The sequence below is a fragment of the Pseudomonas putida genome, assembly GCF_001976065.1.
Taxonomy (GTDB): domain Bacteria; phylum Pseudomonadota; class Gammaproteobacteria; order Pseudomonadales; family Pseudomonadaceae; genus Aquipseudomonas; species Aquipseudomonas serbica.
The window spans coordinates 35826-59226 of record NZ_MNAH01000008.1; the positions used below are offsets into that span (position 1 = coordinate 35826).

The following is a 23401-nucleotide window of genomic DNA, read 5'->3' on the forward strand; positions in this document are numbered from 1 at the left end:
CGTCGGGCGCCTTGCGCTGCATCAGGCGTTGATGCGTGCCTGGGCGGCCAGGCGATTGATCGCCCGGTCGAGATCCTCAAGCGCGCCGAAGGCCTTCGGGTCTTTCTGCTTGAGCAGGGTTTCACTGCGTTGGCAGGCGGCGCGCAGTTGCGGCACGCCGCAATAGCGGGTCGCGCCGTGCAGGCGATGGACCCGCTCGATCAGGGCGTTGTGGTCATTGCTTTGCTGGGCCTGGCGGATGGCTTCGCGGTCGGCTTCCAGCGACGCCAGCAGCATTGCCAGCATGTCGGCTGCCAGGTCGGCCTTGCCAGCTGCCAGGCGCAAGCCTTCTTCGTGATCGAGCACCTGCAACTCGTAGGTGCTGCCGTGGCTGTCGCCTGCGCGCTCCGGCGATTGGTTGCGCAGTGCCAGCCCGCTCCATTTGAGGACCACTTGCGCCAGTTGCCGCTCGCTGATCGGCTTGGTCAGGTAATCGTCCATGCCGCTTTGCAGCAACGCGCGTTTTTCGTTGGCCATGGCATGCGCGGTGAGGGCCACGATCGGCAGAGGCGTGCAATGCCGCTCGCTTTCCCATTGGCGGATCGCTTCGGTGCTTTGGCGCCCGTCCATGCCGGGCATCTGCACGTCCATCAGCACCAGGTCGAACGTCTCGTTCTGCACCGCCTTGATCGCCGCATAACCGCTTTCCACGGCGAGTACCTTGGCGCCCATGTCTTCGAGCAGGGTTTGCACCAGCAGCAAATTGGCCGGGTTGTCGTCGACGCACAGCACCTTCGGCGCGCGGCTGGACACCGGCTCGTTGGATTCGCTGCGCAACTGCCGCGGGTTGACCAGGTCGGACAGTGCGCGCCGCAGCTTACGGGTACAGGCCGGTTTGGCCTGGAGCTGGCTGTGGGGGTTGGGCACCGACAGGTGGAACAGCGTCTGTTCCGTGGTGGGGCACAACACCAGCACTTTGCAGCCCAGGTGCTCGAGGTCCCAGATGTGCTGGTTGAGACGTTCCGGAGGCATGTCGTTGCTGGTGATCCCCAGCACCGCAAGCTCGATCGCCTGATCGGTCTGGTGTGCGCCGGTGACGCCGTTGGTCAGGCTCTCCAGGGTATTGAACGGGGTGACGTCCAGGCCGCAGTCTTCCAGTTGATGCTGCAACGCCTGGCGCGCCAGCTCATGGTTTTCCAGCACTGCAACCCGCCGCCCGAGCAGTGGCGCGCTCGGCAAATCTTCGGCATCGTCGCGGGTCTTGGGCAGGTTCAGGCTGATCCAGAATTCCGATCCTTCGCCCGGCGTGCTATCGACGCCAATTTCGCCACCCATTTGTTCGATCAGACGCTTGGAGATCACCAACCCCAGGCCGGTGCCGCCGGGTTGCCGCGACAGCGAGTTATCGGCCTGGCTGAAAGCCTGGAACAGCGCGCGTACATCCTGGTTCGACAGGCCGATGCCGGTGTCCTGGACGCTGATGCGCAATTGCACGCTGTCTTCGTGCTCTTCCTCGAGCATGGCCCGGGCGACGATGGTGCCCTCGCGGGTGAACTTGATCGCGTTGCTGACCAGGTTGGTCAGGATCTGCTTGAGCCGCAACGGATCACCCACCAGCGACAGGGGCGTGTCGCGATAGACCAGGCTGATCAGCTCCAGCTGTTTGGCGTGGGCGGCCGGGGCGAGGATGGTCAACGTGTCCTGCAGCAGGTCTCGCAGATTGAACGGAATATGGTCGAGCACCAGCTTGCCGGCCTCGATCTTCGAAAAGTCGAGGATCTCGTTGATGATCCCCAGCAGGCTGTCGGCGGATTTTTCGATGGTGCCCAGGTAATCGAGCTGGCGCGGGGTCAGTTCACTTTTTTGCAGCAGGTGGGTGAAGCCAAGGATGCCGTTGAGCGGCGTGCGAATTTCATGGCTCATATTGGCCAGGAACTCGGACTTGATCCGGCTCGCCTCCAGCGCTTCCATGCGTGCAAGGTCAAGTTCGATATTCTGGATCTCGATGGTCTCGAGATTCTGGCGCACGTCCTCGGTGGCCTGGTCGATGCTGTGTTGCAGTTCTTCCTGGGCATTCTGCAGGGTGCCGGCCATGCGATTGATGCCGGAGGCCAATTCATCCAGCTCCTGGCTGCCCAGAGGCGGCAGGCGGGTTTCCAGGTGACCGTCCTTGAGTTGCGCCACGGCTTGTTTGATCTGGGTCAGCGGCCGATTGATCGTGCGGCCCATACGCAAGGCCAGCAACGCTGCGCCTCCGAGGCCAGCGCCGATCATCAGCAGGCTGGCGAACAGGCTGCGGTAGCCGCGCAGCAACATGCCGGTGTGGGACAGCTCGAGTTCGACCCAGCCCAGCAGGCGGTCGGCTTCGTCAGGGATCACGTCGCCCGCCAGGTTGCGGTGTTTGCCGAATACCGGCAGCAGATAACGCGTTGCTTCGCTGCCACTGCGGCGCAGCATTCGAGAGTCACCGCCCATTGGCGCCTGGGTCAGCATGATCGGCCCGGCGTGGGCCAGGGGCGTGCGATCTGGCGCAAGGAACGTCACGGCGCGCACGTCCGGTTGTTCCAGGGACTGGGTGGCGATACGTTCCAGCAGCTCGTTGTTGTTATGCCCCATGGCGGGCGCCACCAGCGGCGCCAGTTGCTCGGCGATCATTTCGCCACGCTGCAGGAGTTGGGTTTGCAGGTCCGATTGCTGCATCCAGGTGAAATAACCGCCCAGGACCAATGCCATGAGGCTGGTCGGCAGCAACGTCAGCAGCAGCACGCGGCCTTTGATTCCCAGTTTCGTCAGCACGCCTCTCTCCTGCAACCGGCTATTTATCGGGCTGCGCATGCGTCCGGCACGCGCCACTTGCGCAGTGTAGCGATTTGCAAGCGGGCGATCCTCGATAATTCATGTCGTCACTCGTCGGTTGCTCGTGCGCTTTTGTGCCCTGCGCAAACCCTCGGGTTGCCCCGGACGAAGCAATCTTGAATAATTAACGACTGAGAATTATTTGCAGATGCTAATGACGACCATCAACGCAGGCCATCCCCGAATCCTCTCCATCGAAGACGACCTCGTACTCGGTGCCTATGTTCATGAACATCTGGGCCGCAGCGGTTTCCAGGTGACTTGGTGCCAGAACGGCCAGGAAGGTCTGGACATTGCACGCAAGCAAGCCTTCGATGTGGTGTTGATGGACATCCTGTTGCCGGGGCTGGACGGGCTGGCGGTGCTGACGCAACTGCGCCGCAGCCATTCCACCCCGGTGCTGCTGATGTCGGCCCTCGGCGCCGAGGCCGACCGCATCAGCGGCTTCCGCCTGGGGGCCGATGATTACCTGCCCAAACCCTTCAGCATGGCCGAGTTGCGCGTGCGCATCGAAGCCATCCTGCGCCGGGTGGCACTCGATCGCCGACCGACGCCGGTGGCGATGGTAGCCGAGGTGGACAGTCTGCGTTTCGACGACGAACACTGCGACGTTTTTTATCGCCAGCAACCTGCCGGCCTGACCCGCAGTGAGTATCGCCTGCTAGAGACCCTGAGCCGCAGCGTCGATGAAGTGTTGAGCAAGGCCTTCCTTTATCAGCAGGTGCTGCAGCGCGGTTATGCCGCCCACGATCGCAGCCTGGACATGCACATCAGCCAGATTCGCCGCAAACTCAAGGCCATTGGCTATACCGAGCGGGAGGTGCGCACGGTCTGGGGCAAGGGCTACAGCCTGAGTGCCGTCGATGAAATGTAACTTGCCGGGCCGGCATTCGCTGTTCTGGAAACTGGCCTGCCTGCTGGTGGCGTTCTGCCTGCTGATGATCTGGTTGAGCTGGTCCTGGGGCCGCTACATGGAACAGCGCAATCAGTTCCTGTCGGACTTGGCCCGAGGCACCCTGACGCGTTATGCCGCGGAGGCGGAGCAGGCGTGGCAACAGCGCCGGACCGATGGGGTCGATGAGTGGCTGCAGACCATGCATCACCGGGAACAGAGTTGGGTCGGAGTCATCGGCGGGGATCTGCAGTCCTTGAGCAGCTTTGCGCTGACCGACGATGAAATAGAACACCTGACGTTTCTGCGCGGCCTGGACTGGCCCATCCACAAGAAAGGCCGGCCGTGGATGCGGGTGCCGTTTCCCGGCGACCCTTCCGTCGGCAGCCTGGTGATCGAACTGCCACAACGATTCGTGCCCGGACGCTACCGGGTGTTCTGGCGGGTGATCACCAACGGGGTCATTCCCGGGTTGTTCACCTTGCTGTTGTGCGTCGGCCTGTACCGCTTGCTGGTGGTGCCGCTCAATCACCTGCGTGAACAGGCCAACGCCTGGCGTGCCGATCAGCTCAATGTGCGACTGTCGCGCCGCACCACCAATCGCGCCGACGAACTGGGGGAGCTGGGCAGGGCGTTCGATCACATGTCCGAACGCCTGCAAAGCACCGTGGCGCTGCAGCAGCAACTGTTGCGCGACCTGTCCCATGAATTGCGCACGCCGTTGAGCCGCCTGCGGGTGGCCAGCGAAAGCGAGCAGGGCCTTGAGCAATTGCGCGAGCGCATCGGCCGCGAGGTCGATGGCATGCAGCGGCTGGTGGAAGACACACTGCAACTGGCCTGGCTCGACACGGAACGCACGCGATTGCCCGACGAAGCGATCCAGGTCCAGGCCTTGTGGGAAATGCTCACGGAAAACGCCTGCTACGAAAGTTGCTGGCCGGACGGGCAGTTGCAATGTTCGGTGGACGCCTCCTGCTGGGTGCGCGGCCACCTCAATACCCTGGCCCAGGCCCTGGAAAACATGCTGCGCAATGCGATCCGACATTCGCCCAAGGGTGGCGTGGTCACCCTAGGCGGGCGACGCGATGGCGATTACTGGCACCTGTGGATGGACGATCAGGGTGGCGGGGTGGCGGAAGCGGATCTGGAGCGCATCTTCCTGCCCTTTACCCGGCTCGACGGTTCGCGCCCGGGGAATGGTGGGTTCGGTTTGGGCTTGAGCATCGCCAGGAATGCGGTGCAACGACAGGGCGGCAAGCTCTGGGCGCAGAACACCGGCAGCGGGTTGCGGATGAACATGCGCTTGGTGGCGGACGATGGAACTCTCAGCGATGACGCCCTCGCCAGCACACTATCCCATCCACAATCGCTCTGATTCGCAAGGAGGCGCAAGCGGCTTCATGTCCTGTCTTGTGAACCCGCCTTATTCCCACAAGCCATAAGCACCGCACTTTGCGTGATATGGCCTTCGCAGGTTTGCCGGTATGATAGGCGCCCCCGCAGTCTGGATTGCGAATACGCCATGACCTTGCAGTACCCAACCATCGCCGATTGCGTCGGCAACACTCCGCTGGTCCGTTTGCAGCGCCTGCCCGGCGCCACCAGCAATACCCTTTTGCTCAAGCTCGAGGGGAACAACCCGGCGGGTTCGGTCAAGGACCGTCCGGCGCTGTCGATGATCACCCGCGCCGAGTTGCGCGGACAGATCCACGCCGGTGATACGTTGATCGAAGCGACTTCCGGTAATACCGGGATTGCGCTGGCGATGGCTGCCGCGATCAAGGGTTACAAGATGATCCTGATCATGCCGGACAACTCCAGCGCCGAACGCAAGGCAGCGATGACCGCCTATGGCGCCGAGTTGATCCTGGTCAGCCAGGAAGAGGGCATGGAAGGTGCCCGTGACCTCGCCCAGCGCATGGAGGCCGAAGGCCGTGGCAAGGTGCTTGACCAGTTCGCCAACGGTGACAACCCCGAGGCGCACTACACCACCACCGGTCCGGAAATCTGGCGCCAGACCCAGGGCACCATCACCCATTTTGTCAGCTCCATGGGAACCACCGGCACGATCATGGGCGTCTCGCGCTACTTGAAAGAGCAGAGCGACCACGTGCAGATCATCGGCCTGCAACCGATGGAAGGCTCGGCCATTCCCGGCATCCGCCGCTGGCCGCAGGAATACCTGCCGAAGATCTACCAGGCCGAGCGCGTCGACCGCATCGTCGACATGGCGCAAAGCGAAGCCGAAGACGTCACCCGGCGTCTGGCCCGCGAGGAAGGCATCTTCTGTGGCGTGTCCTCGGGCGGGGCGGTGGCAGCGATGCTGCGCCTGTCCAAAGAAGTTGAAAACGCGGTGATCGTCGCGATCATCTGCGACCGTGGCGACCGATATCTGTCGACCGGCATTTTCGACGCGCCCAACTGATGGCCAAGCACGAGAGAGGCCTGCGCTTCCAACCCACCGGCGGCAGCAAGGCCCCGCAAGTCCCGACCGGCAAAAAGCAGCGCCTGAACATCGAGCGCCTGGCCAATGACGGTCGTGGTATCGCGTTTTTCGAAGGTCGCACCTGGTTCGTCATCGGCGCACTGGCCGGTGAGGAGGTCGAGGCGCGGGTGCTCGGCGCCCACGGCAAAGTGGTCGAGGCGCGTACCGAGCGAGTATTCAAGGCCAGCGAACTGCGCCGCCCCGCACCTTGCGCCCACGCCGGCCGTTGCGGCGGCTGCAGCGTGCAACACTTGCCCCACAACGAACAACTCGCCCTGAAACAGCGCATGCTCGCCGAGCAATTGTCCAAGGTCGCAGGTGTCGAGCCCGAAGAGTGGGCTGCACCATTAAGCGGTCCGGAATTCGCTTACCGCCGTCGCGCCCGAGTGGCCGTGCGCTGGGACATGAAGGCGAAAAAACTCGAAGTCGGTTTTCGCGCCGCCGGCAGCCAGGACATTGTCGGCATCGATGATTGCCCGGTACTGGTACAGCCCTTGCAACCGATCATGGCCCGCTTGCCGCAAATGCTGCGGCGTTTGAGCAAGCCGCAAGCCCTGGGTCACGTGGAGTTGTTCAGCGGTTCATCGCTGGCGGTATTGCTGCGTCACATGGCGCCGTTGTCCGAAAGCGACATGACCATCCTCAAGGAGTTCTGCGCGTTCCATGAAGCCCAGTTGTGGTTGCACGGTGAAGGCGAGCCGCATCCGGTCGAGGCTGACCAGTCCTTGGGTTATCGTCTTGAGCAGTGGGATCTGAACCTGGCGTACCGGCCTGGAGATTTCATCCAGGTCAATGCCGGAGTCAACGAAGCGATGGTCGCCCAGGCGCTCGACTGGTTGAAACCAAAAGCCGATGAGCGTGTTCTCGATCTATTCTGTGGGTTGGGTAACTTTGCCTTGCCGTTGGCCAAAGCCGTTCGCGAAGTCGTGGCGGTGGAGGGGGTGCAGGTGATGGTCGATCGCGCCGCCGCGAATGCGATCAGCAACAATCTGCATAACGCTAAATTTTTTCAGGCCGATTTATCCCAGCCTTTGACCGATGCCGAATGGGCCGGCGAAGGCTTTTGTGCGGTACTCTTGGACCCACCGCGTGACGGCGCTTTCGAGGTCGTGCGCAAGCTCAAGTCCCTGGGGGCCGAGCGATTGGTGTATGTGTCGTGCAACCCTGCAACCCTGGCGCGCGACACGGTCGAATTGATCAAGCAGGGCTACCGGTTAAAACGTGCCGGGATTCTCGATATGTTTCCTCAGACGGCACATGTCGAGGCCATGGCGTTATTTGAAGCGAGCTAGGATGCTCGTCTGGTCCGACTGGCCCGCCCGTGCAGCCGCGTACCAGCCCGACGTGGGCTCATGGGCAACGAAGGTCAGCGATTTGACGCATTGAATCTGCGTCGTAGGGAAGGTAAGCAAGATGGTACAGGTGAGAGCACACCAGCCGATCAACACCGACGGCAGTATCAATCTCGAGGCTTGGCTCGATCATGCGGTCAGTGTCGATCTGGCACTGGATCGCGAAGCCTTGAAGGAAGCCTGCGAGTTCGCTCGCGAGGCCGAACAACAAGCCAATGCGGCTAAGAATCTGTGGACCGAAGGCAACTCGAGTTTCCGCACCGGCCTTGAGATCGCCGAGATCCTCGCCGACCTCAAGCTCGACCAGGATTCGCTGGTGGCCGCGGTGTTGTACCGGGGCGTGCGCGAAGGCCAGATCCCGTTGCCCACCGTCAGCCAGCGCTTCGGCCCGGTGGTCGCCAAACTGATCGACGGCGTGCAGCGCATGGCGGCGATCAGCGATAGCCTGAGCCCGCGCAAATCCATGGTGATGGGCACCCAGGGCCAGGTGGAAAACCTGCGCAAGATGCTCGTGGCCATGGTCGACGACGTGCGCGTGGCCCTGATCAAGCTGGCCGAACGTACCTGCGCGATCCGTGCGGTGAAGACCGCGGACGACGAGAAGCGCAACCGCGTGGCCCGCGAGGTCTTCGACATCTACGCGCCCCTGGCCCACCGCCTGGGTATCGGTCACATCAAGTGGGAGCTGGAGGACTTGTCCTTCCGCTACCTCGAGCCCGACCAGTACAAGCAGATCGCCAAGCTGTTGCATGAGCGGCGACTGGATCGCGAACGCTTCATCAGCGACGTGATGAGCCAGCTGAAGAACGAATTGCAGGCCACCGGCGTCGATGCCGACATCAGTGGCCGGGCCAAGCACATCTATTCGATCTGGCGCAAAATGCAGCGCAAGGGCCTGGAGTTCAGCCAGATCTACGACGTGCGCGCCGTGCGGGTGCTGGTGCCGGAAATGCGCGACTGCTACACCGCGCTCGGCATTGTCCACACCTTGTGGCGACACATCCCGAAAGAGTTCGACGACTACATCGCCAACCCGAAAGAGAACGGCTACCGCTCATTGCATACCGCGGTGATCGGGCCTGAGGGCAAGGTGCTGGAGGTGCAGATCCGCACCCACGCCATGCATGAAGAGGCCGAGCTGGGCGTGTGCGCGCACTGGCGCTACAAGGGTACCGACGTCAAGTCCGGCTCCAATCACTACGAAGAGAAAATCTCCTGGCTGCGTCAGGTGCTCGAATGGCACGAAGAGCTGGGTGACATTGGCGGGCTGGCCGAACAGTTGCGGGTCGATATCGAACCTGACCGGGTCTACATCTTTACCCCGGACGGTCACGCCATCGATTTGCCCAAGGGCGCGACGCCGCTGGACTTTGCCTACCGCGTCCACACCGAGATCGGCCACAACTGCCGCGGCGCCAAGATCAACGGGCGCATCGTGCCGCTCAACTACAGCCTGCAGACCGGTGAACAGGTCGAGATCATCACCAGCAAGCACGGCACGCCGAGCCGCGACTGGCTGAACCCTAACCTGGGCTACATCACCACCTCGCGGGCGCGGGCGAAGATTGTCCACTGGTTCAAGCTGCAGGCGCGCGACCAGAACGTCGCCGCCGGCAAGACCCTGCTCGAGCGCGAACTCAACCGCCTCGGTCTGCCGCAGGTTGATTTCGAGAAGCTGGCCGACAAGGCCAACATGAAAACCGCCGAAGACATGTTTGCCGCCTTGGGTGCGGGTGACCTGCGCCTGGCGCAACTGGTCAACCTGGCGCAGCAACTGGTCGAGCCGGAACGCGGAAACGAACAGCTGGAACTGATTCCACGCAAGGCCACCGGCTACAAGCCAGGCAAGCGTGGCGACATTCAGATTCAGGGCGTGGGCAACCTGATGACCCAGATGGCGGGTTGCTGCCAGCCACTGCCGGGGGATGCGATCGTGGGCTACATCACCCAGGGCCGCGGCGTGAGCATCCACCGCCAGGACTGTGCCTCGGTGCTGCAGTTGGGCGGGCGCGAGCCAGAGCGGATCATTCAGGTCAGCTGGGGCCCGGTACCGGTGCTCACCTATCCGGTGGACATCGTCATTCGTGCCTACGACCGTTCCGGATTGCTGCGTGACGTCTCGCAGGTGCTGCTCAACGAGCGGATCAACGTGCTGGCGGTCAATACTCGCTCGAACAAGGAGGACAACACCGCGCTGATGTCCCTGACCATCGAGATTCCGGGGCTGGACGCGCTTGGGCGGTTGCTTGGGCGGATTTCCCAGCTGCCGAACATCATCGAAACCCGGCGTAATCGCACACCGTGAAATCAGCACCGATCCAATGTGGGAGCGGGCTTGCTCGCGAAGAGGGCCTGTCAGTCGACATCAATGTTGTCTGGCAAACCGCTTTCGCGAGCAAGCCCGCGCCCACAGGGAAGTCCTGTGATGAGAGGGATTGATGTTCAGCCTTGAAGATCTGTTGCACCTGATGAATCGCCTGCGCGACCCGCAGTACGGTTGCCCATGGGACATCAAGCAAACCTACGCGACCATCGTCCCGCACACCCTCGAGGAAGCCTATGAAGTCGCCGATGCCATCGAGCGCGGTGACTTCGATCACCTGCAGGGTGAGTTGGGCGACCTGCTGTTCCAGGTGGTTTACTACAGCCAGCTGGCCCGGGAAGAAGGGCGCTTCGAGTTCGCTGGCGTGGTCGACGGCATCACGCGCAAGTTGATTCGCCGTCATCCGCACGTATTCCCCACGGGCGACCTGTACGCGCCAATGGATGTCCCGCGCTTGAGTGAGGAACAGGTCAAGCAGCGCTGGGAAGAGATCAAGGCCGAGGAGCGCGCGGAAAACTCCAGCGCACCGCAACAGCTGTCCTTGCTCGATGATGTCCCGGCAGCATTGCCGGCGTTGTCGCGCTCGGCAAAATTGCAGAAGCGCGCAGCGCAGGTCGGTTTCGACTGGCCCGATGCCTTGCCGGTGCTTGATAAAGTCCGTGAAGAACTCGATGAAGTCCTTGAGGCCATGGCGGAAAACGATCCAGAGGCCGTGGCCGACGAGATCGGCGATCTGCTGTTTTCCGTGGTCAATCTGGCCAGGCATCTCAAGGTCGACCCGGAAACCGCGCTGCGTGGCGCCAACGGCAAGTTCGAACGACGCTTCCGTTTTATCGAACAGGCATTGCGCGACACCCACCGTCCCATGGAAGATTGCACCCTCGAAGAGTTGGACGCCCTGTGGGGTGAAGCCAAACGCCAGGAAAAGAATGTGCCCAGCTGCGGTTGAGCAGTTGCCTAAGTGAGTAATAAGCACCATGAGCATTTCCCTTCGCGACCAGTTGCTCAAAGCAGGGCTGGTCAACCAGAAGCAGGCCAAGCAGGTCAGCAAAGACAAACAGAAGCAGCAGCGCCTGGCCCACAAGGGTCAGATCGAACTCGATGACTCCCAGCAGCGTGCGGCCCAGGAAGCCATGGCCGAGAAGGTCAAGCGCGATCAGGAGCTCAACCGTCTGCAGCAGGAGAAGGCCGAGGCGAAAGCCCGCGCTGCCCAGGTCAAGCAATTGATCGAAGCCACGCGCCTGCCGAAGCTGACGACCGAGGACTACTACAACTTCGTCGACGACAAGAAGGTCAAGCGCCTCTCGGTCAACACCCTGATGCGCAACAAGCTGAGCAACGGTTCGCTGGCCATCGTGCATCACGCCGGAGGCTATGAAGTGATCCCCCGGGAAGCGGCCCTGAAGATCCAGGAGCGCGATCCGCAGCGTATCGTGCAGCTGAATGTACAGACCGAAGAAGTCGCTGCCGAGGACGATCCGTACGCGGCCTATCAGATCCCTGACGATCTGATGTGGTAAGCGGTCTACGGCTGCAATAACGACAAACCCCGCTCATGGCGGGGTTTGTCGTTTTCAATGCGGTCATTGCTCAGGCGGAGCGTAATTCTCGTTGCTGCTCCAGGATTTCCAGTTCGGCCTTGTAGCTGTGGGCGTCAGTCTCGGAGTGGAACATCCCGACCAGCAAGTCTTGTTGGTACACATCCCAGATCCGGATGCCGGCGGCTACGCCTTCATGGGACATGTGTGAATCGTCGCGTTCAGTTACTTTTACAGTCATCTGCTAGCTCCAATCTCTGTTTATCTGCAGCAAGGCATGTGCAGGACTCTGTTATAGGGTTTGGTAGCTTGCTAAGTAAACGACTGCGTTTGGAAAGGGAATCTTGCAAAAACGGCAACTGTCCTGCAGCCCACGGAAACCGCGACATTCAGTCGCAGGTCCTGAAGTTTCATGACAAAAGCTTCATCTTCATGCCCAAGGCCTGTGGGCAAAACGCTGACCCTGTGGGAGCGGCGGTTCGACGATTCGACTTGCTCATGAAGACGGAGTCTCAGGCTCCATCAATGTTGAATGTGCAGCCGCCTTCGCGAGCAAGCCCGCTCCCACATGGCGCGCAGTGTTGGTCCATTCACTGAAGGCAAAAAAAAAACGCCCCGAACCAGTCGGGGCGTTTTCATGTGCGGCTCAGCAGCGGGGAATTACTTGCCTTCCCAGCGCTTCAGTACCAGCGTGGCGTTGGTGCCGCCGAAGCCGAAGCTGTTGCTCATCACGGTGTTGATGGTGGCGTTTTCGCGGGTCTTGGTCAGCACCGGCAGGTCGGCCACTTCAGGGTCCAGTTCGTCGATGTTGGCGGAGCCGGCAATGAAGTTGCCTTCCATCATCAGCATGCAATAGATCGCTTCGTGAACGCCGGCGGCGCCCAGGGAGTGACCCGACAGGCTCTTGGTGGAGCTGATGGCCGGAGCCTTGTCGCCGAACACTTCACGCACGCCTTTCATTTCCGCGACGTCGCCGACCGGAGTCGAAGTGCCGTGGGTATTCAGGTAGTCGATCGGGGTGTCGACGGTGGACAGCGCCTGCTGCATGCAGCGGATCGCGCCTTCGCCACTTGGGGCAACCATGTCGTAGCCGTCGGACGTCGCGCCATAACCAACGATTTCCGCGTAGATCTTCGCACCGCGGGCCAGGGCGTGTTCCAGCTCTTCAACCACGACCATGCCGCCGCCGCCAGCGATGACGAAACCGTCACGGTCGGCGTCGTAGGCGCGGGAAGCTTGTTCCGGGGTGTCGTTACGCTTGCTGGACAGTGCGCCCATGGCGTCGAACAGGAACGACTGGCTCCAGTGCTCTTCTTCACCGCCGCCGGCGAAGACGATGTCCTGCTTGCCCATCTGGATCTGTTCCATGGCGGTACCGATGCAGTGAGCACTGGTGGCGCAGGCAGAAGCGATGGAGTAGTTCAGGCCCTTGATCTTGAACGGCGTGGCCAGGCAGGCGGAAACGGTGCTGCTCATGGTCCGCGTTACACGGTATGGGCCAACGCGCTTGACGCCTTTTTCGCGCAGGATGTCCAGCGCTTCCATCTGGTTCAGCGTCGATGCACCACCGGAACCGGCGATCAGGCCGGTACGCGGGTTGGAAACCTGCTCTTCGGTCAGGCCGGAGTCAGCGATGGCGTCTTTCATGGCCAGGTAGGCGTATGCCGCCGCGTGGCCGACGAAGCGATAGATCTTGCGATCGATCAGTTCTTCAAGGTTGAGGTCAATGGAGCCGGAAACCTGGCTACGCAGACCCATTTCGGCATATTCCGGGTTGAACCGGATGCCAGGGCGGCTTGCACGCAGGTTAGCGGAGACGGTCTCTTTGTCATTGCCCAGGCACGAAACAATGCCCAGACCAGTGATAACGACGCGGCGCATGCGGATAACCCTTAGAAGTTGTCAGTGGAGGTGAACACGCCGACCCGGAGGCCTTCGGCGGTGTAGATTTCGCGACCGTCGACAGTCACCGAACCGTCGGCGATGGCCAGGTTCAGCTTGCCTTTGAGGACACGCTTGATATGAATGTTATAGGTGACTTTCTTGGCAGTCGGCAGGACCTGGCCGAAGAATTTCACTTCGCCAGAACCCAGCGCACGACCGCGGCCCGGCAGACCTTGCCAGCCCAGGAAGAAGCCGACCAGTTGCCACATGGCGTCGAGGCCCAGGCAGCCCGGCATCACCGGATCGCCTTCGAAGTGACAGGCGAAGAACCACAGGTCCGGAGTGATATCCAGCTCGGCGACCAACTCACCTTTGCCGTACTTGCCACCTTCTTCGCTGATCAGGGTGATGCGATCGACCATCAGCATGTTCGGGGCGGGCAGTTGCGCGTTACCTGGGCCGAACAGCTCACCGCGACTGCAGCGCAGCAGGTCTTCCCGGGTAAAGGCGTTTTGTTTGGTCATGCGAGCTCCTCAATAGTCCCATGCGGCAGGTGGGGCAAATCTTCCCGGCCGATCGAAGCGTTCATGCCTCGAACCGGCAGCCTACTCATAGACTATTGCGTTGTAGTGAAAGTCACAGCACCAAGGACATGAATGTACACTTGTGCACTGAAATTTTTAATCAAGCCCAATTTCGGACTTGTACGGGTGCCTAAGACTGCCGCACTTTCGCCTTTCACGCCAGTCGCAGATGCTCGAAAGGCCTGTACTACTGCACCCATCGCTGCAGAATTTGCTGTAGATCGGTTCGTTTGAAGGGCTTGGCCAGGTAATCGTTCATTCCTGCCGACAGGCAGGCTTCCCGATCACCCTGCAAGGCGTTGGCTGTCAGGGCGATGATCGGCAAGTCGGTGCAACCGGGCAGTTCACGGATCTGGCGAGTGGCTTCATAGCCGTCGATGACCGGCAGTCGGCAGTCCATCAGTATCGCTTCGAAAATCAGGCTCTCGGCACTGCGCACAGCCTGTGCGCCATCGGCGGCGACGCTGACAGTAAAGCCCAGGCTGCGCAGCATGGCTTCGATCACCGTCTGGTTGACCGGGTTGTCCTCGACCAGCAGCACATTGCGCCCTTCGCCGTCACCTTTGTGGGTCGATACGCGCGGTACTCGCGCTGGCAAGGCCTGTTGATACAACGCCAGCGGAATTTCCAGGGTGAACACCGAGCCACGGCCTTCCTCGCTCTGGGCGCGCAAGGTGCCCCCCATGCGTTCGGCGAGCGTTCGCGCAATCGGCAGGCCCAGGCCCGTACCGCCATAGCGTCTTGAAATGGAACTGTCGGCCTGCTGAAACGCGTCGAACATCAATTCCAGGCTTTGCGAGGGAATTCCAATTCCGCTGTCGCGTACTGTGCAGGTGAACCACAGCAGTTCGTGATCCAGGGACTGCCACTGCGATTCGATGGAGACCCGGCCCTGCTCGGTAAACTTCAGAGCATTGCCAACCAGATTGACCAGTATTTGCCGGATGCGCGTCGGGTCGCCTTGAACCTGCAGCGCGCGCATGTCCGCCGGAATCTGCAACTGCAGGTCGAGCCCGCGTTGTACGGCGCTGTGCTGGAATGACTGGGCACAGCTGGCGATCAGATCCGCGAGATTGAAGGGAATGTGTTCCAGTTCCAGTTCCGAGCGTTCGATCCGCGAAAAATCCAGAATGTCATTGATGACCTTGAGCAGATGCTCGGTGGATTCCGAGGCCAGCGCGGCATATTCGACCTGTTCCTCGGTCATCTGGGTGGTTTCCAGCAACTGCAGCATGCCCAGCACGCCATTCATCGGTGTGCGCAGTTCGTGGCTCATCATGGCAAGGAAATCTGACTTGGCGTTGTTGGCCTTTTCCGCTTCCTCGCGGGTCTGGATCAACTGCGCCATGGCCTGATGCTGCTCATGACTGGCCTGTTCCAACCCCTTGGCGAGGTTGTTGATGTGTTGCGACAGGGCACCCAGTTCGGTGTCGTCGACGATGGGCAGGGGCGTTTTGTAGTCGCCGGCCTGGATCGCCTTCACCGCATCACCGATATCCCGGATGGGTTGCGACAGGCTCGAGGCCAGGCGCCGGGCAACCAGGAAGGTAAACAGCAGGGCGAACAGCGCCAGGATGCCAGCCTTGAGCAGGATTTCCTGCTGGCGCTGGTTGAACGCGTCATTGGACAGGCCGACGATCACCCGGCCCAGATAATCCTCGGCGGGCGCCGTGGGGGGCACTTTGCCGTCCTGGAAAAAATCATTGTGCAGCGCGATTCGCTGCAGGCGCACGGGGGCCTGGAACACTTCGACCTGGTGCGGCTGGTGGTAGCTTGCCGAGGGTTGTTCGACGTACACCAGAATGCGGTTGGCGCTGTCCTGCACTTCCAGGAACCGCACGTTGGGCGTGGCCAACGTGGCCTTGAGCAGGCTTTCGAGGACCTCGTTATTGCCCGAAATCACCCCGTATTCGGTGGCCGGCGCCAGTTGGTTGGCAATCAACTGGCCGGTGTGGTTGAGTTCCTGGCGCAAGTCCTGGATCCGCACGAAGGTAAAGAAGCTGATTAACAGCAACGTCAGCAGCAGGGCAGGGCCGAGGCTGATGATCTGGGTGCGGGTACTGATGTCCCAGCGGCGACGGAAGGTCATGGGTGGCGTTCTCCTTCTGCCAGCAGTGTCGCGACAGTCGCATCGTTCACCGGTTCCAGACCCAGGGAGCGAGACACCTGAAGGTTGCTTGTGACTTTAAAGCGGCGTGGGTACTGCGTGCGCGGCCAGGTGGCGGGCGGTTGGTCGAGTAGTTCATCGAGAATTGCCAGCCAGTCGTCCTGATCACTGTAGGTGCTGGCCAGGCTCCCGGCCTTGACGAACCCTGCATTGGGGCCGATCAGGGCCCGTTGGCGCGCGTAGCTGCTGAGCAACAGGTTTTTCGCGGTTTTCGGGTTGTACAGATCGGGATCGTCGAGGCCCAGCAATACATCACTATTGTCCAGCAACGCCTGCAAAGGACGACTGTCCTGAGTGTTGTCCCAACGCTCGGTGACTACTTCAAGGCCCAAGGGATGGGCGGCCTGGCGCAGTTCCTTCAACAGGAATTCGCTATGGCGGTCGTACAGCACGCCAACCCGTTTGACCTCGGGCAGCAGCACGCGGGTGAGGCGCAATTGCCGGTCCAGCGGCGGATCGCTCCAGAGCAGGCAGAGGTGCGCGGGCAGGGCTTGGCCCAGGTGTTGCCGTGCCTGCAGTCGGCTGATGCGCAGCACCAGCGTCGCCGGGCCGTGGATGTCCTGCAGGCGCCAGTCGAGACTGGGCAGGTCGAGCAGGATCAAGCGGGTGTTTGCCTCCAGCTTGCCCGGTGGCGGCAGGCTGGCCAGTGGTTGAAAGTGCACGTTGTCGGCCGGTCGCAATTGCCGCAGGGCCCGGGCAAAGGATTGCATGCCGGGGCTGTCGTCGACCCCGATCAGGAGAATGTCCGCGGCGTCGGCCGACAGGCTGTTTAGCCAGCCACCGAATACCAGGCAGACAATGGCCAGCAGTTGGGCCAGGGTTGGCGGCTTGCGCGACGGACGATGCGGCATCTTAAAGCGCCAGCTCCGCGCTGAAATACATCACCCGACGCTCGTCATAATTGTTGTCGATAAAGGTGGTGGGCTGTTTGTCGAGGCGCTGCTGGAGCACGCCAGCCAGCTCCAGATGGGCCTTGCCCAGGCGGATGCGCTTGGCGATGCGAGTGTCGACGCGTTCGAAGCGATAGCCGTTGAGCGCGTCGTCACCATAATAGAAGAGTGCACTGTTCCAGCCGTGGCCCCAGTCGCGCAGCCAGGCAGCTGAGCCGCTGTTGCGTGCGGTCTGTTGTGCATCCTGCGGATTGCTCGCGTCAGCATCGACGTAGGCATAAGTCAGGCGCAACCGGTCGGCGCTGCCGATTTTCCAGTCGAGCTGAGTTTCCGCGCCGGTGTAGCGTGCGGTGTTGGCGTTGCTGGCGATGTACTGATTGTTGCGCAGCGGCTCACTGATCATCCCGGTGATCTCGTCGTAGAACAGCTTTACATCGACAGCCAACCCCGACTCGGCAAAATAACCGTTGTAGCCCAGTTCCCGGGAACGCATGTGTTCCTGGTCGAGGTCGCCGGGGCCGCGGGTCTTGACGAAATAGCGAGCACTGGACTGGCCATAGGCGCCGGGTTGCAGGCGCGTGACCTGATAGCTCCAGTTGACGTTGTTTTCGAACATGTCCGGTGAGCGGATAGCTTCCGAGTACACCGCACGCAAGCCGTGGCGCGGATTGATCAGATAGTTGATCGCCATCCGCGGGGTCAATGAGCTGCCGCTCAACTGCGTGTCTTCGAACATGGCGCCGCCCTGCACAAGCCAGTGTTCGCTGGCGCGCCATTCGAGCTGGCCGAATGCTCGCCAGGTGGTGTCATCGAGGGTGCCATTGAAGTAGGTCTCGGAGTCTGCCCGGTCGTAACGATAGTTCAAGCCGCTGACCAGCCGCAGGTTATCGGACAGGCTCAGGGTGTCCTGCAGTTCAAGGTCGTAGCGCGACTCCCGGGTGCTTTGGTCTATATCACCGCAAACCGTTTGCCGGGCGCCGTTGCGCCACTGGTCGAGGACTTGATTGGCCAGTGCGCGTTGGGCCGGATCGCCGTCCGGTGCACCGGTGCCCAGAAAGCTCTCGATATTGCGCGCCAGGCGTTCGGTGTAGTTCGGGTTGAGTCGCCACAGCTCGGTGAGTTCGGGACTGAACGAAAGCTCGGCATCGCATGCACGCCAGGTTTGCTGACGGTCCCAATGCTGGGCCGAACCCTGGATATAAAGACTGTGCCGGGTATCAATGTCGAAGTTCCAGCGCAACGAACCGGCGTAGTCCTTGGCGGTGACGTCGGAATTGTCCCCTTCGCGGGTAATCCCCGAGAACACCGGTTGGTAGGTATAGGGTCGCTGATTGGTGCCATCCTTGGCGCTCACTTGCCAATCGATGCCTTGCCGTTCGTCGAGGGTCTGGCTGACGGCAAGGTTGAAGCGCTTCAGGCGTCGACTGTCATGGTAGTCGCCGCCGTTGCGATCGGAGTCAAAGCCATCGTCTTGCTGACCGGACAGCGACAGACGCAAATCGCCATCCTCCCAACCCACGCCCTGGCTCGCATAGAAGTCGTCGATGCCACGCTGGCCGCGGGTGACCTTGATTCGAGTTCCATGGCTGTCGACCGGGTTGCGCGTGATGATGTTGACCACCGCCATCAACGCATTGGCGCCATAACTGACCGTGTTCGGGCCGCGGAAAACTTCGATGCGTTCGATGTCCTCCATGGCCACCGGAATATCGCTCCAGTCCACCGTGGCCAGCCCTGCGCGGTATACCGAGCGGCCGTCAATCAATACCTGCATGCGCCGCGCATCGGTGGCGCGGGTGCCGTGGTAGTTCACCGTAGCCTGATTGCCGCTGATATGGCCGACCATCATGCCCGGTACCAGGCGTAGTACTTCGTTGAGATCCCGGGCGCCGCTGGCCTTGATCAGCGCGCTGTCGAGTACCGTCATGCTCCCCGGCACGGCGGCCGGCGACTGCTTCAGTCGCGTGGCCGTGAGTACCTGCGGCAACGGTTCGCCGTCTAGAAACAAGTCGTCGGCCAGCGCTGGCGAGCTGAGTACCAGCGCCAGTACCAAGGGCGTACGGGGAGAAGGCGAACCGAGGGACACATCACATCCTTGTCAACGATCGATGGCGCGCATGTTAACCGAGCCCGTTGACTTTTCCAGTCACGATGTAAGCATTTTCCTATGTATTTCCGGACTTCTTCCTACGCATGCCGGTAATTGACGCGGGGACTGGCCGACACGTGGGCGCGCCGTATAATGCCGGCATCGCCACTGGTATGGATTAACGGATTGCATATGACTGAACAGCGCCCGATCGCAGTCTTGGGAGGCGGAAGTTTTGGTACCGCCGTGGCTAACTTGCTGGCAGAAAATGGACATCAAGTCCTGCAATGGATGCGTGACCCCGAGCAGGCCGAGGCCATCCGGGTCAACCGCGAGAACCCGCGTTACCTCAAAGGCATCAAGATCCTGCCCGGTGTGACGCCGGTCACCGATCTGCAGGCCACCCTGGAGGCCTGCGACCTGAGTTTCGTCGCGCTACCCTCCAGCGCGTTGCGTTCGGTGCTGGCCCCGCACGCCGAACGGTTGAGCGGCAAAATGCTGGTGAGCCTGACCAAGGGCATCGAGGCCCACACGTTCAAGCTGATGAGTCAGATTCTCGAAGAGATCGCGCCACTGGCCCGCATCGGCGTGTTGTCCGGGCCGAACCTGGCCCGTGAAATCGCCGAGCACGCGTTGACCGCCACCGTGGTCGCCAGTGAAGACGAAGAACTCTGCCAGCACGTCCAGGAGGTGTTGCATGGCCGCACCTTCCGGGTGTATGCCAGCGCCGATCGTTTTGGCGTGGAGCTGGGCGGGGCGTTGAAAAACGTCTACGCGATCATCGCCGGCATGGCGGTGGCGATGGGCATGGGCGAAAACACCAAGAGCATGCTGATTACCCGGGCACTGGCGGAAATGACGCGCTTTGCCGTGAATCAGGGCGCCAACCCGATGACATTCCTCGGTCTGGCGGGCGTGGGTGACCTGATCGTCACCTGCTCGTCGCCAAAAAGCCGCAACTATCAGGTCGGATTCGCCCTTGGCCAGGGCTTGAGCCTCGAAGAGGCGGTCAATCGACTGGGTGAAGTCGCCGAAGGCGTGAACACCCTCAAGGTGCTCAAGGCCAAGTCCCAGGAGGTGGGCGTGTACATGCCGTTAGTCGCCGGGCTGCACGCGATCCTGTTCGAAGGGCGCACGCTTGAGCAGGTGATCGAGCTGTTGATGCGCGGCGAGCCGAAGACCGACGTCGACTTTATTTCCACCAGTGGCTTCAACTGAAACATTACTTCACCGGAACGGAGCGAGACATGAGTGATCAAAAAGTAGAAGCCAGATACGAGTCCATTCTGCTTCGGGTGCTGTGGATGGTGGTATTCCTGCTGGTTTGGCAGGTGGCGCAGTTCCTGCTCGGCGCTGTGGTACTGGTGCAGTTGATCTATCGTTTGATTTATGGCGCCCCGAGCGCCAGCCTGATGAACTTCGGCGACAGTCTGAGCCAGTTCCTGGCCCAGATCGGTCGTTTCGGCAGTTTTCACAGCGACCAGAAACCCTGGCCGTTCGCCGATTGGCCGACGCCGCGTACGCCGGAAGGTGAAGCGCCGCACGCCGTGGCGCCTGCGCCACACCCGGCCCGGGATGAGGAACCCAAACTATGAAACTCTGGGTATTGCGTCATGGGGAAGCCGTGCCACACGGCTCCCGTCCCCACGATTCGGAGCGGGAACTGACGGAGCACGGGCGCGAGGAAGTGCTGCGCAGCGCTGCCAACCTGATCGGGCAGCCGCTGACTGCGATCTACGCCAGCCCGTACCGGCGAGCACAGGAAACCGCGCAGCTGGTGCGCGACGCGTTGGGGTTCGAGCCGGAAATCCGCACTGTGGAATGGCTGACCCCGGACACCGAGCCGGACAAGGTGGCCGAACAGATGGTCGCGGTCAGCGACGTGCTGCTGGTCAGTCACAACCCTTTGGTGGGGAATCTGCTGAGTTACCTGCAACACGGTGCCGGGCATCCGCCGGAGCGGGTCGACACTGCCGGTCTGGCGCAGCTCGATGGTGCTGAGTTGTTGGTCGGCTCCATGAAACTCAACAGTATCAAGCAACCATAAACGCCAAAAGATCGCAGCTCCCTGCAGGCTGCGATCTTTTGCTGTTGATTCTCGAAAAAAGTTAACCAAGCACTTGCTTGGTTAACTACGCTTGCTCCAAAGCACAAAAAACAAAGGAGCGAGTCCCATGCCTGCTGCTTCGCGTTTGCCCCTGGACATCTTCTACGAGCGCGAGGCACGTCATCCCCGCCAGCGTTTTCTTGTCCAGCCAGTGGGCGGTGGGCAGGTCGAGACCCTGACCTGGGAAGACGTCGGTCACCAGGCCCGATGCGCGGCCCATTGGCTGCGATCGCGGGAACTGCCGCAAGGCAGTCATATCGCCCTGATCTCGAAAAACTGCGCGCACTGGATCATTGCCGACCTGGCGATCTGGATGGCCGGGCATGTCTCGGTGCCGCTGTACCCCAACCTCACTGCCGAATCGGTGGGCCAGGTGCTCGAACACTCGGAAGCGGCGCTGGTGTTCATCGGCAAACTTGACGACTGGCCAGGCATGTCCCGAGGGGTCAGTCCCGATCTGCCGACCATCAGCCTGCCGCTGCATCCCCCCGGCACCTTCGATTACAGCTGGGCCGACCTGCAACGCAGCTCACCGATCCAGGACGACCCCAAGCCCACCGCCGATCAACTGGCGACCATCATCTACACCTCCGGCACCACCGGCATGCCCAAGGGCGTGATGCACAGCTTCGCCAATCTGGCGTTCGCCACCACGCGCGGCACGCAACTGTTCGGCCTGAATGAGTCGGATCGGTTGTTGTCGTATTTGCCGTTGTGCCACGTTGCTGAGCGGATGTTCGTCGAACTGGCATCGATCTATACCGGGCAAACTGTGTTTTTTGCCGAAAGCCTCGATACCTTCCTCACTGATCTAAAACGTGCCCGGCCCACTGCACTGTTCGGCGTGCCGCGCATCTGGACCAAGTTCCAGATGGGGGTGTACAGCAAGATTCCGGCAAAGCGCCTCGACTTCCTGCTCGGTCTGCCGATCATCGGCAAGCGGGTCGGGCATAGAGTCCTCGCGGGGTTGGGGCTCGATGCCTTGCGCGTTGCCCTGTCCGGTGCCGCGCCGGTGCCGCTGAGTTTGCTGCTGTGGTACCGCAAGCTTGGGCTGGACGTGCTGGAGGTCTACGGCATGACGGAAAGTTGCGGCTACTCGCACATTTGTCTGCCGGGACATTACAAACAGGGCTGGATTGGCAGGCCATGCCCGGAGGTCGAGGTGCGCATCGACGAATCGGGCGAGGTCATGGTGCGCAGCGGCGCGACCATGCTCGGGTATTTCAAGGAGCCGCAGAAAACCGCCGATACCATCACTGAGGATGGCTTCCTGCGCACCGGCGACAAGGGCGAGGAAGATGCCGAAGGCAACCTGCGCCTGACCGGGCGCCTGAAGGAAATCTTCAAGACCAGCAAAGGCAAATACGTGGCCCCGGCGCCCATCGAAAACCGCCTGGCGGTGCATTCGCGTATCGAGCAAGTGTGCGTGGTCGGTGATGGCTTGAGTGCGCCGCTGGGCTTGTGCGTACTCTCGGCTGTCGGGCAGCAGGAGGCACGGGCCGGGTTGCATTCAAGCCTGGAAAAACTTCTGGAAGAGGTCAACAACGCCCTGGACAAGCACGAGCGCTTGCGGCGACTGGTGGTGGTTAAGGACAGCTGGGCAGTGGAAAACGGCTTTCTCACGCCGACCCTGAAGATCAAGCGCAACGTGATCGAAGCCGCTTACGGCGCCCGCTTCGAAGAATGGAGCGAACACAGTGAAGCGGTGCTGTGGCAGGATTGAGCCACGAACAAAATCAACAAGGAAACTCTGCTATGAGTCTGTGGCGTACCGCTCCGAACATCGAACAGTTGAACGCACTTCAGAAAAACACCATCGGCGAAGTGCTGGACATTCGTTTTGAAGCCTTCGATGAAGAGTCCCTCACCGCGAGCATGGTCGTCGATCATCGCACTCACCAGCCTTACGGTTTACTGCATGGCGGCGCCTCGGTGGTGCTGGCTGAATCGGTCGGCTCGATGGCCAGCTATTTGTGCATCGATACCAGCAAATTCTATTGCGTGGGCCTGGAAATCAACGCCAACCATTTGCGCGGCCTGCGCAGCGGGCGGGTGACGGCGGTGGCCAAGGCCATTCATATCGGGCGTACGACCCATGTCTGGGATATCCGTTTGACCAGTGACGAAGGCAAAGCCAGTTGTGTGTCGCGGCTAACCATGGCGGTAGTGCCGCTGGGTGAGAATCCGCCAGCAAGGTAATGGTGGACGATGGCTTTGACCGGACTGTCATCCTTCCTGTCAGTTACGGTCATTGC

Annotated in this window: 19 protein-coding genes; 12 read left to right on the top strand and 7 right to left on the bottom strand. The window is 61.3% G+C overall.

Translation table 11 applies throughout. From position 1 onward, the window contains the following. Positions 1–21: 21 nt before the first annotated feature. Complete coding sequence (locus BKX96_RS23865) at positions 22–2775, bottom strand: response regulator (protein WP_046817728.1); 2754 nt, start codon at positions 2773–2775, stop codon at positions 22–24. A 214-nt stretch (positions 2776–2989) separates the two neighbouring features. Here BKX96_RS23865 and BKX96_RS23870 point away from each other — a divergent pair, with 214 nt between their 5' ends. The 7 genes from BKX96_RS23870 to BKX96_RS23900 all read left to right on the top strand — a co-directional run bounded on the left by BKX96_RS23870 (position 2990) and on the right by BKX96_RS23900 (position 11407). After that, complete coding sequence (locus BKX96_RS23870) at positions 2990–3709, top strand: response regulator transcription factor (RefSeq protein WP_046817727.1); 720 nt, start codon at positions 2990–2992, stop codon at positions 3707–3709. Continuing rightward, a complete protein-coding gene (locus tag BKX96_RS23875; RefSeq protein ID WP_077185615.1) occupies positions 3699–5102 on the top strand; it encodes a sensor histidine kinase in 1404 nt (467 codons plus the stop codon). The genes BKX96_RS23870 and BKX96_RS23875 overlap by 11 nt, the downstream gene beginning before the upstream one ends. 147 nt (positions 5103–5249) lie before the next feature. After that, positions 5250–6152: a cysteine synthase CysM gene (gene cysM, locus BKX96_RS23880; protein ID WP_046817725.1), complete on the top strand. Its 903-nt coding sequence runs from the start codon at positions 5250–5252 to the stop codon at positions 6150–6152. Further along, positions 6152–7504, top strand: coding sequence for a 23S rRNA (uracil(1939)-C(5))-methyltransferase RlmD (rlmD, locus tag BKX96_RS23885; RefSeq protein ID WP_077185616.1), 1353 nt, complete (start codon positions 6152–6154; stop codon positions 7502–7504). The genes cysM and rlmD overlap by 1 nt, the downstream gene beginning before the upstream one ends. 121 nt (positions 7505–7625) lie before the next feature. After that, on the top strand, positions 7626–9869 hold the full coding sequence (gene relA, locus BKX96_RS23890) for a GTP diphosphokinase (protein ID WP_046817723.1): 2244 nt from the start codon (positions 7626–7628) through the stop codon (positions 9867–9869). A gap of 133 nt (positions 9870–10002) precedes the next feature. Beyond that, positions 10003–10836 carry a nucleoside triphosphate pyrophosphohydrolase gene (gene mazG / locus BKX96_RS23895; RefSeq protein ID WP_077185617.1) on the top strand — a complete coding sequence of 278 codons (834 nt, stop codon included), beginning with the start codon at positions 10003–10005 and terminating at the stop codon, positions 10834–10836. Between the two features lie 28 nt (positions 10837–10864). Continuing rightward, positions 10865–11407, top strand: coding sequence for a DUF2058 domain-containing protein (locus BKX96_RS23900; RefSeq protein WP_046817721.1), 543 nt, complete (start codon positions 10865–10867; stop codon positions 11405–11407). A 70-nt stretch (positions 11408–11477) separates the two neighbouring features. Here BKX96_RS23900 and BKX96_RS23905 read toward each other — a convergent pair whose 3' ends face one another. The 6 genes from BKX96_RS23905 to BKX96_RS23930 all read right to left on the bottom strand — a co-directional run bounded on the left by BKX96_RS23905 (position 11478) and on the right by BKX96_RS23930 (position 19036). After that, the gene (locus BKX96_RS23905) at positions 11478–11666 is read right to left on the bottom strand and encodes a hypothetical protein (RefSeq protein WP_046817720.1); all 189 of its coding nucleotides are present in this window, start codon (positions 11664–11666) and stop codon (positions 11478–11480) included. Positions 11667–12085: 419 nt separating this feature from the next. Beyond that, entirely contained in the window at positions 12086–13306 is a 1221-nt protein-coding gene (fabB, locus tag BKX96_RS23910; protein ID WP_007957797.1) for a beta-ketoacyl-ACP synthase I, read from the bottom strand. A gap of 11 nt (positions 13307–13317) precedes the next feature. Beyond that, positions 13318–13833 carry a 3-hydroxyacyl-[acyl-carrier-protein] dehydratase FabA gene (fabA, locus tag BKX96_RS23915; protein WP_003179264.1) on the bottom strand — a complete coding sequence of 172 codons (516 nt, stop codon included), beginning with the start codon at positions 13831–13833 and terminating at the stop codon, positions 13318–13320. A gap of 247 nt (positions 13834–14080) precedes the next feature. Continuing rightward, positions 14081–15982 carry an ATP-binding protein gene (locus BKX96_RS23920; RefSeq protein WP_046817719.1) on the bottom strand — a complete coding sequence of 634 codons (1902 nt, stop codon included), beginning with the start codon at positions 15980–15982 and terminating at the stop codon, positions 14081–14083. Then, complete coding sequence (locus BKX96_RS23925; RefSeq protein WP_077185618.1) at positions 15979–16911, bottom strand: ABC transporter substrate-binding protein; 933 nt, start codon at positions 16909–16911, stop codon at positions 15979–15981. The genes BKX96_RS23920 and BKX96_RS23925 overlap by 4 nt, the downstream gene beginning before the upstream one ends. Position 16912: 1 nt before the next feature. Continuing rightward, positions 16913–19036 carry a TonB-dependent receptor plug domain-containing protein gene (locus BKX96_RS23930; RefSeq protein WP_077185619.1) on the bottom strand — a complete coding sequence of 708 codons (2124 nt, stop codon included), beginning with the start codon at positions 19034–19036 and terminating at the stop codon, positions 16913–16915. Between the two features lie 195 nt (positions 19037–19231). Here BKX96_RS23930 and BKX96_RS23935 point away from each other — a divergent pair, with 195 nt between their 5' ends. The 5 genes from BKX96_RS23935 (at position 19232) to BKX96_RS23955 (ending at position 23345) form a co-directional block, all read left to right on the top strand. Next, positions 19232–20257 carry an NAD(P)H-dependent glycerol-3-phosphate dehydrogenase gene (locus BKX96_RS23935; RefSeq protein WP_046817716.1) on the top strand — a complete coding sequence of 342 codons (1026 nt, stop codon included), beginning with the start codon at positions 19232–19234 and terminating at the stop codon, positions 20255–20257. 29 nt (positions 20258–20286) lie between these two features. Beyond that, positions 20287–20634: a DUF4389 domain-containing protein gene (locus BKX96_RS23940; protein WP_046817715.1), complete on the top strand. Its 348-nt coding sequence runs from the start codon at positions 20287–20289 to the stop codon at positions 20632–20634. After that, positions 20631–21086 carry a phosphohistidine phosphatase SixA gene (sixA, locus tag BKX96_RS23945; protein WP_046817714.1) on the top strand — a complete coding sequence of 152 codons (456 nt, stop codon included), beginning with the start codon at positions 20631–20633 and terminating at the stop codon, positions 21084–21086. Before BKX96_RS23940 ends, sixA begins: the two co-directional genes overlap by 4 nt. A 127-nt stretch (positions 21087–21213) precedes the next feature. Further along, complete coding sequence (locus tag BKX96_RS23950) at positions 21214–22869, top strand: AMP-binding protein (protein WP_046817713.1); 1656 nt, start codon at positions 21214–21216, stop codon at positions 22867–22869. Between the two features lie 32 nt (positions 22870–22901). Continuing rightward, a complete protein-coding gene (locus BKX96_RS23955; protein ID WP_046817712.1) occupies positions 22902–23345 on the top strand; it encodes a hotdog fold thioesterase in 444 nt (147 codons plus the stop codon). Positions 23346–23401: the final 56 nt, after the last annotated feature.